This window comes from Neoroseomonas marina (genome assembly GCF_012927745.1).
GTDB lineage: Bacteria > Pseudomonadota > Alphaproteobacteria > Acetobacterales > Acetobacteraceae > Neoroseomonas > Neoroseomonas marina.
Map to the genome: position 1 here is coordinate 155,403 of NZ_JABBKX010000001.1, position 11,147 is coordinate 166,549.

The 11,147-nt window shown below is 70.9% G+C and carries 13 protein-coding genes, 1 tRNA gene and 1 pseudogene; 6 read left to right on the forward strand and 9 right to left on the reverse strand.

Annotation, left to right across the window (positions count from 1 at the left end):
• Positions 1 to 34: 34 nt before the first annotated feature.
• The 3 genes from GWK16_RS00745 to GWK16_RS00755 are packed head-to-tail and all read left to right on the forward strand — an operon-like array spanning position 35 to position 4,595.
• Positions 35 to 2,917, forward strand: coding sequence for a molybdopterin-dependent oxidoreductase (locus GWK16_RS00745; protein WP_211187008.1), 2,883 nt, complete (start codon positions 35 to 37; stop codon positions 2,915 to 2,917).
• Positions 2,914 to 3,657 carry a 4Fe-4S dicluster domain-containing protein gene (locus GWK16_RS00750; RefSeq protein WP_170052071.1) on the forward strand — a complete coding sequence of 248 codons (744 nt, stop codon included), beginning with the start codon at positions 2,914 to 2,916 and terminating at the stop codon, positions 3,655 to 3,657. The genes GWK16_RS00745 and GWK16_RS00750 overlap by 4 nt, the downstream gene beginning before the upstream one ends.
• The gene (locus GWK16_RS00755) at positions 3,654 to 4,595 is read left to right on the forward strand and encodes a dimethyl sulfoxide reductase anchor subunit family protein (protein WP_170052072.1); all 942 of its coding nucleotides are present in this window, start codon (positions 3,654 to 3,656) and stop codon (positions 4,593 to 4,595) included. Before GWK16_RS00750 ends, GWK16_RS00755 begins: the two co-directional genes overlap by 4 nt.
• Here GWK16_RS00755 and GWK16_RS00760 read toward each other — a convergent pair.
• Entirely contained in the window at positions 4,571 to 5,491 is a 921-nt protein-coding gene (locus GWK16_RS00760) for a LysR family transcriptional regulator (RefSeq protein ID WP_211187010.1), read from the reverse strand. The two genes, GWK16_RS00755 and GWK16_RS00760, sit on opposite strands and share 25 nt — an antisense overlap.
• A gap of 81 nt (positions 5,492 to 5,572) precedes the next feature.
• On the opposite strand from GWK16_RS00760, the gene GWK16_RS00765 reads away from it, so the two are divergent.
• Together GWK16_RS00765 and GWK16_RS00770 are read left to right on the forward strand one after the other, a co-directional pair.
• The gene (locus GWK16_RS00765) at positions 5,573 to 5,968 is read left to right on the forward strand and encodes a tautomerase family protein (RefSeq protein ID WP_170052073.1); all 396 of its coding nucleotides are present in this window, start codon (positions 5,573 to 5,575) and stop codon (positions 5,966 to 5,968) included.
• Entirely contained in the window at positions 5,965 to 6,162 is a 198-nt protein-coding gene (locus GWK16_RS00770; protein ID WP_170052074.1) for a DUF1127 domain-containing protein, read from the forward strand. The genes GWK16_RS00765 and GWK16_RS00770 overlap by 4 nt, the downstream gene beginning before the upstream one ends.
• 22 nt (positions 6,163 to 6,184) lie before the next feature.
• Here the strand turns inward: GWK16_RS00770 and GWK16_RS00775 are convergent.
• The 8 genes and pseudogenes from GWK16_RS00775 to GWK16_RS00810 all read right to left on the reverse strand — a co-directional run bounded on the left by GWK16_RS00775 (position 6,185) and on the right by GWK16_RS00810 (position 10,545).
• Positions 6,185 to 6,261, reverse strand: a tRNA-Pro gene (locus tag GWK16_RS00775).
• A 112-nt stretch (positions 6,262 to 6,373) separates the two neighbouring features.
• Positions 6,374 to 6,733: pseudogene (locus GWK16_RS00780) on the reverse strand (MerR family transcriptional regulator); the annotation flags it as partial.
• Positions 6,730 to 7,038 (reverse strand): integration host factor subunit alpha, encoded by a 309-nt coding sequence (locus GWK16_RS00785; RefSeq protein ID WP_209442159.1) that lies wholly within the window; start codon positions 7,036 to 7,038, stop codon positions 6,730 to 6,732. The gene GWK16_RS00785 and the pseudogene GWK16_RS00780, both read right to left, overlap by 4 nt.
• A gap of 69 nt (positions 7,039 to 7,107) precedes the next feature.
• On the reverse strand, positions 7,108 to 8,088 hold the full coding sequence (locus tag GWK16_RS00790) for a beta-ketoacyl-ACP synthase III (RefSeq protein ID WP_170052076.1): 981 nt from the start codon (positions 8,086 to 8,088) through the stop codon (positions 7,108 to 7,110).
• A 16-nt stretch (positions 8,089 to 8,104) separates the two neighbouring features.
• On the reverse strand, positions 8,105 to 9,163 hold the full coding sequence (gene plsX, locus GWK16_RS00795; protein WP_277613546.1) for a phosphate acyltransferase PlsX: 1,059 nt from the start codon (positions 9,161 to 9,163) through the stop codon (positions 8,105 to 8,107).
• A 32-nt stretch (positions 9,164 to 9,195) separates the two neighbouring features.
• Entirely contained in the window at positions 9,196 to 9,396 is a 201-nt protein-coding gene (gene rpmF / locus GWK16_RS00800; protein WP_170052077.1) for a 50S ribosomal protein L32, read from the reverse strand.
• A 104-nt stretch (positions 9,397 to 9,500) separates the two neighbouring features.
• Positions 9,501 to 10,001 carry a YceD family protein gene (locus GWK16_RS00805; protein ID WP_170052078.1) on the reverse strand — a complete coding sequence of 167 codons (501 nt, stop codon included), beginning with the start codon at positions 9,999 to 10,001 and terminating at the stop codon, positions 9,501 to 9,503.
• Positions 9,991 to 10,545 carry a ubiquinol-cytochrome C chaperone family protein gene (locus GWK16_RS00810; RefSeq protein ID WP_170052079.1) on the reverse strand — a complete coding sequence of 185 codons (555 nt, stop codon included), beginning with the start codon at positions 10,543 to 10,545 and terminating at the stop codon, positions 9,991 to 9,993. The genes GWK16_RS00805 and GWK16_RS00810 overlap by 11 nt, the downstream gene beginning before the upstream one ends.
• A 70-nt stretch (positions 10,546 to 10,615) precedes the next feature.
• Here GWK16_RS00810 and GWK16_RS00815 point away from each other — a divergent pair, with 70 nt between their 5' ends.
• Complete coding sequence (locus tag GWK16_RS00815) at positions 10,616 to 11,143, forward strand: outer membrane protein assembly factor BamE (protein ID WP_170052080.1); 528 nt, start codon at positions 10,616 to 10,618, stop codon at positions 11,141 to 11,143.
• The last annotated feature ends 4 nt before the right edge of the window (positions 11,144 to 11,147 follow it).

Genomic DNA, 11,147 nt, shown 5'->3' on the forward strand with positions numbered 1-11,147 from the left:
GCGCTACTCCGGACCTGGATTTCGGGGGAAGACAATGCCGGACGACGGCGCCCGCACGGACAGGATCGACTACTCGGCGCCGATCGGCGACGAGGTGAAGACCACCACCTGCTACATGTGCGCCTGCCGCTGCGGCATCCGCGTGCACCTCAAGGACGGCCGCGTCCGTTACATCGAGGGCAATCCGGACCATCCGGTGAACAAGGGCGTGCTCTGCGGCAAGGGCAGCGCCGGGATCATGACGCAGTATTCCCCGGCGCGGCTCCAGGCGCCGCTGAAGCGCGTCGGGCCGCGCGGGTCGGGCGAATTCGCCGAGATCTCCTGGGACGAGGCGATGGACATCGCCACCGGCTGGCTGAAGCATGTGCGGGAGACCGACCCGAAGAAGCTCGCCTTCTTCACCGGCCGCGACCAGTCCCAGTCGCTGACCGGATTCTGGGCCGCGCAGTTCGGCACGCCGAACTTCGCCGCGCATGGCGGCTTCTGCTCGGTGAACATGGCGGCCGGCGGGCTCTACACCATCGGCGGGTCCTTCTGGGAATTCGGCGAGCCCGATTGGGACCACGCGAAGTACCTGATGATTTTCGGCGTCGCCGAGGACCATGATTCCAACCCGATCAAGACCGGGCTCGCGGCGCTGAAGAAGCGCGGATCGAAGGTCGTCTCGGTGAACCCGGTCCGCACCGGCTATTCCGCCGTGGCCGATGAGTGGGTCGGCATCCGTCCGGGCACGGACGGGCTGTTCGTCATGGCGCTGATCCACGAGCTGCTGCGCACCGACCGCGTCGATGGCGAGTTCCTGGTGCGCTACACCAACGCGCCCTGGCTGGTCGTGCGCAATCCGGGCGGGGCCGATGACGGGCTGTTCGCGCGCGACGCGGACGGCAAGCCGCTCGCCTGGGACCGCGCGCGGGGCGCCATCGCGGCGGAAACCGCGGACCTCTCGCCCGTGCTGGTCGGCGAGTTCGCCCTGCCCGACGGCCGCAAGGCGCAGCCCGTCTTCCACCTGATGGCGGAACGTTACCTCGGCGCGGAGTATGCGCCCGAGGCGGTCGCGGAGCGCTGCGGCATCGGCGCCGACCGCATCCGGCGCCTCGCGGCGGAAGTGGCCGACATCGCCTTCAACCAGCCGCTGACCCTCGACATCCCCTGGACCGATGTCTGGGGCCGCAAGCACGACACGATGGTCGGCCGGCCGGTCGCCTTCCACGCGATGCGCGGCATCAGCGCGCATTCCAACGGCTTCCACACCTGCCGCGCGCTGCACATCCTGCAGATGCTGCTCGGCGCGGTCGATACGCCCGGTTCCTGGCGCTACAAGTCGCCATTCCCCCGCCCGATCCCGCCGGGGCCCGGCCCCGCCGGCAAGGGGGCGAAGCCCAACACGCCGCTCGCGGGCAATATCCTGTCCTTCACCCACGGGCCGGACGACCTGCTGGTCGAGGATGACGGCACGCCGCTGCGCATCGACCATTCCTTCTCCTGGGAAGCGCCGCTCGGCCTGCACGGGATGATGCATACCGTGATCGGCAATGCCGAGAAGGGCGACCCGTACAGGATCAACACGCTCTTCATGTTCATGGCGAACATGGCCTGGAACAGCGCCATGAACCCGCTGGAGAGCATCCGCTGCCTGACGGCGCAGGACGAGAACGGCGACTACGTCATCCCGCACGTCATCTACTCGGATGCGTATTTCTCCGAGACGGTCCCCTACGCCGACCTGATCCTGCCGGACACGACGTATCTGGAACGCTGGGATGCAATCAGCATCCTCGACCGCCCGATCGGGTCCTCGCACGGCCCGGGGGACGCCATCCGCCAGCCGGTGATCAAGCCCGACCGCGACGTGCGGCCCTTCCAGGAGGTGCTGATCGAGCTCGGCGCGCGGCTGGGGCTGCCGGCCTTCGTGAAGGAGGACGGGTCGCCGCGCTTCAAGGATTATCCGGACTACCTGACGAACCACCAGCGCACCCCGGGCGTGGGTCCGCTGGCGGGATGGCGCGGGGAGGACGGGTCGAAGAAGGGCGTGGGCGAGCCCAACCCGAACCAGTTGCAGCGCTACATCGAGAATGGCTGCTTCTGGCGCCATCACCTCGCGCCGGAAGAATCCTACTTCAAGCACGCCAACGCGACCTATCTCGCCAATTCCAAGGCGATGGGCATGCAGGGGCAGTCCAACCAGATCGTGCTGCAGATCTGGTCGGAGCCGCTGCAGAAGTTCCGCCTCGCCGCGCAGGGCCACGGCGCAAAGCAGCCGCCGGAGAACCTCCGCGAGCGCGTGCGCACCTATTGCGACCCGCTGCCCTTCTGGTACGCGCCGCTTGAACAGCAGCAGCACGACACCGAGCCCTTTCCGCTATCCGCCGTCACGCAGCGGCCGATGGCGATGTACCATTCCTGGGGATCGATGAACGCCTGGCTGCGGCAGATCCACGGGTCGAACAAGCTGTACATGTCGCGCGAACGTGCGACGGCCGAGGGCCTCGCCCAGGATGGCTGGGTCTGGGTCGAAAGCCGCGCCGGCCGCGTGAAGGCGCAGCTCAGCCTGATGGAAGGCGTGAACCGCGACACGGTCTGGACATGGAACGCGATCGGCAAGCGCGCCGGGGCCTGGATGCTCTCGCCCGATGCGGCCGAGGCCCAGCGCGGCTTCCTGCTGAACCACGTCATCAGCGAATGGCTGCCCGCGCAGACCGGGCCGCGGCTCGCGAATGCCGACCCCATCACCGGCCAGGCCGCGTGGTACGACCTGCGCGTGAAGGTGACGAAATGCGCGCCGGGCGAGGAAGGCGTCACCGATCCCTTCCCCACCATGCTCGATCCGCCGCCGGACATGCCGGATCCGCCCGACATCCTGCGCTATGATTCCAGTGCGCGCTCCTCGCGCGACGCCGCCGGGGAGAAGCAGCCGTGACGTCCCTGCCCGAGAGCAAGCCGGGGGCCAAGAAGCTCGGCCTCGTCATCGACCTCGATACCTGCGTGGGCTGTCAGGCCTGCGCGACCAACTGCAAGGAATGGAACACCAGCGGCCACATGGCCCCGCTGCCCGACCGGCATCCCTATTCCGCCGGGCAGGAAGGCGTCTGGTTCAACCGCGTCCATTCCTACGAGGCCGGGGACGGCGAGGACGGACGGACCGTCCACTTCCCCCGCTCCTGCCTGCATTGCGAGACACCCGCCTGCGTCACCGTCTGCCCCACCGGTGCCTCCTACAAGCGCGCCGAGGACGGCATCGTGCTGGTCAACACCGACATGTGCATCGGCTGCCAGCTCTGCGCCTGGGCCTGCCCCTATGGCGCCCGGGAATTCGACGACGATCAGGGCGTGATGAAGAAGTGCACGCTCTGCATCGACCGCATCTACAACGAGCACATCCCGGAAGAGCGTCGCGTCCCTGCCTGCGTCTCCACCTGCCCGGCCAATGCGCGGCATTTCGGCGACCTCGGCGACCCGGACAGCGCGGTGTCGAAGCTGGTGGCCGAGCGCGGCGGGTTCGAGCTGATGCCCGAGCTCGGCTACAAGCCGGTCAACCGCTACCTGCCGCCGCGCCGCGCGCCCAAGGCCGATGCCGGCCCGCCGAAGGACGCCGGCCCCCTGCCATCGCAGATCACCAACCCGCTGCTGCGCTGGGTCGACAAGGTGCTGTCCCGATGAATCCCGCGCCGTCCATCGTCTTCTTCACCGTGGCGTCCGGGGCGGGCTACGGGCTGCTGTTCTGGGCCGGGCTGCTGCGGCCGCTCGGCTGGGTGCCCGCGAGCCCCGGCTTCGGCGCGGCGGCCGTCGGCCTCGCGCTCGTGCTGATCATGTTCGGGCTGTTGTCGTCCATGGCGCATCTCGGGCGGCCGGAACGCGCCTGGCGGGCGCTGAGCCAGTGGCGGTCCTCCTGGCTGTCGCGCGAGGGCGTCGCGGCGGTCGTGACCTTCGGGCCGGCGGGGCTGCTGTTCCTCTCGGTCATCGGCGACCACACGGCGCTCGCCACCGCAATGGGGCTGCTCTCGGCGCTGGGCGCGGCGATCACCGTCTATTGCACCGGCATGATCTACGCCTCGCTGCCGACCATCCGGCAGTGGCATCACCCGCTGGTCACGCCGGGCTACCTGCTGTTCGCCGCCTTCTCCGGCGCGGCGCTGCTCGCGATGCTGGCGGGCTTCTGGGGCCAGGCGGCGGCACCGGCGGCGATCGCGGCGGTGCTCGGCGCGGCGGCCTTCCTGCTGAAGCGAGTCTATTGGGCGAGCGTCGACGGCGCCCGGCCTGTCTCCACGATGGAAACGGCGACCGGCCTCGGGTCCATCGGCAAGGTGCGCGTGCTCGACCCGCCACACACCGAGACGAACTACCTGCTGCGCGAGATGGCCTTCCGCATCGCCCGCGTCCATGCGGCCCGGCTGCGCACCATCGCGAGCATCGCGGGCTTCGCCGCGCCGGCGGTGCTGCTGGCCCTCGCCTTGGTGACCGGCGGCGTGCTGGCGGGGATCTGCGCCTTCGCCGCCGCGGCGCTCGCCATGGTCGGGCTGATGGCCGAGCGCTGGCTGATGTTCGCCGAGGCGACGCACACCGTCGCGCTCTACTACGGGGCCGACGCGCGGGGTTGATCGCCCGCCCGCGCGGCGACGAAATCGACGAAGGCCCGGATGCGCGGCATCCGGTGCCGCCCGGGGGCGGTGACGGCCCAGATCGGCACTTCCTCGGATGCGTGTTCGGCATCCAGCAGCGTCACCAAGCGCCCGGCAGCGATGGCGTCGCGCACCATGAACTCGCTGACGCGGATGATGCCCATCCCCGCGATCGCCATGTCCTGCAGCGCCTCCGCGCTGTCGGTCGCCGCCGGCCCGCGTACCGACAGGATGGAGATGCCCTCCCTGTCGCGGAACGGCCAGGCGGTCATGCGCGATTGGCCGTGCAGCGCGATGCAGTCGTGGTTCAGCAGGTCCGTCGGTCGCAGCGGCATGCCGCGTCGCGCGAGGTAGGACGGCGCCGCGCAGATCAGCCGCCGTCCGGTCGCGATCTTCCGCGCGATCAGGCCCGGGTCGTCGAGCACGCCCGTGCGCAGCAGCACGTCCACGCCCTCGGCGATCAGGTCGACGCGCCGGTCGGTCACCGTCAGGTCGATGGTGATGTCGGGATAGGCAGCGAAGAAATCCGGCAGGATCGGGATCAGCCGGTGCCGCGCATAGGCGGTGCTGGTGTTCACCCGCAGATGTCCGCGCGGGCGGCCGCGGCCGGCGGTCACCTCGGTCTCCGCGGCCTCGATCAGCGCGAGGACGTCGCGCGCGCGGGCGGCATAGGTCTCGCCTTCCGGGGTCGGCGCAATGCGCCGCGTGGTGCGCGTCAGCAGCCGCACGCCGAGCCGGGCCTCGAGCCGCTGCACCAGTTTCGACAGCGCGGAGGCCGTCAGCGTCGACCCCCGCGCGGCGGCCGAGAACCCGCCGCGGTCGACGATGCGCAGGAAGGCCGCCATGTCGTCCGACTGCCCCATTGCGGACTCCACTTCAGTAATCCTTGTCCAGGATAGCTGATTATCGCCGAACCTTCGATGTCACAGATTTCGATGCAGCAAGGAGGACACCCCATGCCCCTCGTCCGCATCGACATTCCGCAGGGCTGGCCGGAGGCGCGCATCGCCGCCTTCGCCGACGCCGTCCACGACTCGCTGGTCGAGACGGTGGACGTTCCGCACAACGACCGTTTCCAGGTCATCACCGAACACGCGCCGCGGCGCCTGTTCCTCGACCGCACCTATTTCGGCGTCGATCGCGGGCCGGGCGCCTCGGTGGTGCAGGTGGCGTTCCGGCGCGGCCGCTCCGAGGACAAGAAGCGCGCGCTCTACGCCGCCATCGCACGGCGCGCCCGCGTCATCGGCATCCGTCCGGACGACGTGATGGTCGTCCTTCTCGAGAACACGCCGGTCGACTGGTCGTTCGGCGCGGGCCTCGCGCAGATGGCACCGGCGGAGGCAATGGCATGAGCGCGCATCTGGCTGCCCTCCCGGTGCAGGCCCCGGCGCGTCCCGGCACCTGGCGCGCCGCGGCCGAACGCTGGCTCGCCCGCTTGCGCGACCGCGACGACATGGCGCGGATGACGTCGCGCGAGATGCGCGACGCGGGCCTGACGCCCTACGACGTGCAGCGCGAATGCGCGAAGCCGTTCTGGAAGGATTGAGAAGACCAAATGGGGGATGGGATGGTCGGGCAGGCGGGATTCGAACCCACGACCCCCAGTCCCCCAGACTGATGCGCTACCAGGCTGCGCTACTGCCCGACCGAGGCGCGCCGTGTAGCATCCACGGCGCCGCCTTTGAAGCCCCTCAGGCCGTCAGCGCGCGCAATTCGCGGGCAATCTGTTCGAGATCCGCCAGCGCCAGGCGCAGCGCGGCCGTCTCCTGCTCCTCTGCCGCCGGCGGCGGATCGCCCAGGGGCAGCTCGCCCGTCACGCCGGCCTGCGGGCCTTCGTCCGTGCCGTCGCGCAGCAGGCGCTGCACGCCCTTGATCGTGTAGCCCTGGGTGTAGAGGAGGTCCGAGATCCGCCGCAGCAGCGCGATGTCCTCGGGCCGGTAGTAGCGCCGCCCGCCGCCGCGCTTGAGCGGCTTGAGCTGCGGGAACTTGGTCTCCCAGAAGCGCAGGACGTGCTGCGGGATGTGCAGGTCGTCCGCCACCTCACTGATGGTGCGGAAGGCGGTGGGGGCCTTGCGCAGCCGGGCCTTGCCCTCGTCGTGCGGGAGGTCCTCGCTCATTCCTCGCCCGCCTCGACCGGCTCGTGGTTGATCCGCGCCTTCAGCACCTGCGACGGACGGAAGGACAGAACCTTGCGCGGCAGGATCGGCACTTCGACGCCCGTCTTGGGGTTGCGCCCGATGCGCTGCCCCTTCTGGCGCACCAGGAAGGTGCCGAAGGCCGAGATCTTCACCGCCTCGCCGGCCTCGAGCGCGGCGGACATGCGTTCCAGCACGGTCTCGAGCAGCGCCGCGCTTTCGTTGCGCGACAGGCCGACATTGGCATAGACGGCCTCCGCCAGCTGCGCGCGCGTCACGGTGTTCATGCTCATTCGGTCCCGCAGCCCCTTGATCTTGCGAAGGAAACCGGGAACCGGCGCGGGCGTCAACCGCGATCAGAAGCGGGCGAGCGCCGCACCCCAGGTCAGGCCGCCGCCGATCGCCTCCATGACGACCAGATCGCCGTCGCGGATGCGCCCGTCGCGCCGCGCTTCGTTCAGCGCCAGCGGGATGGAGGCGGCCGAGGTGTTGGCGTGCTTGTCGACCGTCACCACCACCCGCTCCGACGGCAGGTTCAGCTTGCGGCCCATGGCGTCGATGATGCGGGCATTGGCCTGGTGCGGCACCAGCCAGCGGATGTCGGCATGCGTCAGGCCGTTGGCACCCAGCGCCTCGTCGACCACGGCGGCGAGTTTCGTCACCGCGTGGCGGAAGACCTCCTTGCCCGCCATGCGTAGCAGGCCGGCCCCGCCCGTCGAACCCGCCCCGCCTTCGATGTGCAGGATGTCGGCGAAGCGGCCGTCCGAATGCAGGTGGCAGGACAGCAGGCCGCGGTCGGCGGTGGTGCCGCCATTCTCCTCGGCGCGCAGCAGCACGGCGCCGGCACCGTCGCCGAACAGCACGCAGGTGCCGCGGTCGGTCCAGTCGAGGATGCGCGAATAGACCTCGGTGCCGATCACCAGCACGCAGCGCGCCTGGCCGGTGCGGATCAGCGAGTCGGCCACGCCCAGCGCATAGACGAAGCCGGTGCAGGCGGCCGCCATGTCGAAGGCGAAGCCCTTGGTCGCGCCGATCTTGGCCTGGATGCGCACCGCGGTGGCAGGGAAGGCGGAGTCGGGCGTCGAGGTCGCGACCAGGATCGCATCGACCTCGCTCGCATCGACCCCGGCCTGCGCGAGCGCTTCCCGCGCCGCCGCCGCGCCCATGTCGGAGGCGGTCTCCTCCGGCGCGGCGATGTGGCGGAAGCAGATGCCGGTCCGTTCGCGGATCCAGGCGTCGGAGGTCTCGATCCCGTACTGCGCGGCGAGTTCGTCGTTGGAGAGCCGCCGCTCGGGCAGGTAGCCGCCGCAGCCGGCGATCGTCGCACGCAGGACCATCTGGGCCTTCTTGCTTTCAGCGGGGATCGGCGGCGACGCGCGGGCCCGCGGTGGACAGGCGAGAGAGGCCGTCACGGATACGCTCGTTGAAGCCGTGCGTCACCATGTCCATGGCAACGTCGACGGCATGGGCGAAGCCGAGCGCGTCCGTCCCGCCATGGGACTTCACGACGACGCCGTTGAGGCCGATGAGGATTGCGCCGTTGTAGCGGCGGGGGTCCATCCATTCGCGCAGCCGGTCGAGCGCCGGGCGCGCCAGGAGGTAGCCGAGCCGCGCCGGCACGGAACTGGTGAAGACCTGGCGCAGCAGGTCGCGCATCAGCTTCAGCGCGCCCTCGCCGGTCTTGAGCGCGACATTGCCGGTGAAGCCGTCGGTGACGATCACGTCCGTCGTGCCGGCGGTGATGTCGTGGCCTTCGACGAAGCCGCGGAACTGCGCGCCGATATGCGAGTCGCGCAGCACCTCGGCCGCGTTGCGCACGCGGTCGTCGCCCTTCAGTTCCTCGGAGCCGACATTGAGCAGGCCGATCGACGGGTTGGTCAGGCCGAGCACGGCGCGCGCGAAGGCGTCGCCCATCACGGCGAACTCGACCAGGTTGCGCGCGTCGCAGACCACGTTGGCGCCGAGGTCGAGCAGCACGACGTCGCCCCGCGCCGACGGACCGATCGCGGCGAGCGCCGGACGGTCGATCTCGGGCATGGTCTTGATGACGATCTTCGACAGCGCCATCAGCGCGCCGGTGTTGCCGGCCGAGACGATGCCCGCGGCTTCGCCGGTCGCGACGGCGTCGATCGCCATGCGCATAGAAGATCCGCGCACGCGCAGCGCCGCGGTCGGCTTCAGGTCGCCCGAGATGCGCTCCGGCGCGTGGCGCAGGCTACACGCCCGCGCCGCGCGCTTGCGGCGCGCGAGCCCACCGGCCACCAGAGCCTCATCCCCGACCAGCAGGAAGCGGGCCTCGGGATGACGCTCCGCGGCCAGTTCGAGGCCGTCCAGCACGATGTCCGGGGCCGCATCCCCGCCCATGGCGTCGATCGCCAGCGCGAAGGGCGGGGTCACCGGCGCCACGTTCAGCGGGTCCGTCGCGTGCGCATCGGCTCCGCGCGTCAGCTGCGGACGGTCTGGCCCACGCGCTCGGCCGCCACCACCTCACGGCCATCGTAATGGCCGCAGTGGGAGCAGACATGGTGCGGGCGCTTCAGCTCACCGCAGTTGGAGCACTCCTGGTAGGAGGGCGCGCTCAGGGCCTCATGGCTACGGCGCATGCCGCGGCGGGAAGGCGAAACCTTTTTCTTCGGAACGGCCATGGCGCCGAGCCTCTTTCGTCAAATAGTCATGCAGGATAGCGGGAGGGCGGGCCATTAGCACCCGCCCCCGGCGGGCGCAAGCGCGCGGCGGCGGAAATCCGCCCTCAGCCGCGCTTTCGGAAGGCGGCGAGGCCTGCGAAGGGCCCCGAGGGCGGGGGTTCCTCCCCCTCGCCCTCCCCCGGCAGGGCCGCGTCGGGCGCCCGCGGATAAGGGTCCAGGGCCAAGGCCAGCTGCTCGGCGATCGCCTCGCCGAGGTCGACCGAGTCCCCCTCCGCCTCGATCTCGTCCGGTGCCTCGGGGTCCTCCGAGGGCGCCTCGCCGGCCGCGAGGATGCGCAGCCGGACCGGCTCGTCGATCGCCTGGACCACCGGATCGAGCGTCACGACGCAGGCCTGGACCACCTCGGCCTCGAGCCGCCCGTCCACGGTGGCGAGCCCGCCGGGCTCGGGCCGCAGCCGCAGCCGGGCCGCGATGCGGTTGACGCCGAGGATGCCGAAGCGCCGGGCCAGCGCAGCGCATTCGGCGGGCCTGGCCTCGAGCCGTTCCTCCCGCCCTTCGGCCGGCAGGCGCGCCAGATTCACGATGCGGGAGAACTCAGGCGTCACGGAGCAGGTCCTCCGCCGGCAGGAAATCGGCACGTCCCGCGGCGAGGGCCGCGATATCCTGGCGGGCGAGGTGCTCGACCTGCGCCCGGGCCAGGGCCGCGAGGCGCTGCGGCGCCCCGGCGGGCGGCTCCCCCCGCCAGATGTTGCGCGCGACCGCCACGGGCAGCGCGTCCGCATCCGGCGACTCCAGCGCCGCCTCGAAGGCGAGGGCCCGGCCATGGAAGGCCTCCCAGGCCTCCCGCACCTTCTTGCCGACCGAAAGGTCGCCCACGCCCATCTCCCGCAGGTTGAGATCCATGTCGGCGAACATCGCGTCGAAGACCGCCTGGGCCAGCGCCGGCCCGCGCGGATCCGAATCCGTCCGCAGCCGCCGGATCACGAGCGCCACATGCAGGCTCACCAGGTCGAAACGGCCCTCGACCGTATCCGGCACGCCAAGGGCGAGGAAAAGTGCGGGGTTGCGCGCCGCGCCCACGGCCGCCCCGTAGAGTTCGAACCCGGCCCGCTCATGCGGCCGGCGGCGAAACATGCCGAGGATGCCCATCGTTCCTGGTGGCTCCGGCCGCCATCGCGGTTGACCCGCGGGCGGCATGGTGTCTATCGGTTCCCGCGACATGGCCCGCCCTTCCCGTTCGGTCAACGCGCGCCTCGCGGCGACCCTCGTCCTCGTCGGCCTCCTTGGCGGCTGCGACTGGATCAACGATCGCATCGGCCCGGCGCCGGTCGAACGCGGCAACCGCGTCGATCCGGAGAAGCTGGCCCAGATCACCCCCGGGGTGCAGACCCGCACGGATGTCGAGGCGCTGCTCGGCTCGCCGACCGCCCGCGGCACCTTCGACGAGGACAACTGGTACTACATCAGCGCCCGCACCCGGCTCGCCCCCGCCAGCTTCCTCGAAGTCGAGGACCGCCGGGTCATCGCGATCTCCTTCAACCGGCAGGGCGTCGTGAGCGGGATCCGCGAACTCGGCCAGGCCGACGGCCGGAACGTCCAGATGGTGTCGCGCGAGACGCCGGTGCCGGGCACCGAGCGGTCCCTGCTGCAGGCGCTGTTCGGCAGCATCGGCCGCCCGGGCCTCGACCGCGCCGGCACCAGCCCGACGAGCCTGCCCGGCCAGCGCGGCGCTACGGCCGCCCGCTGATCCG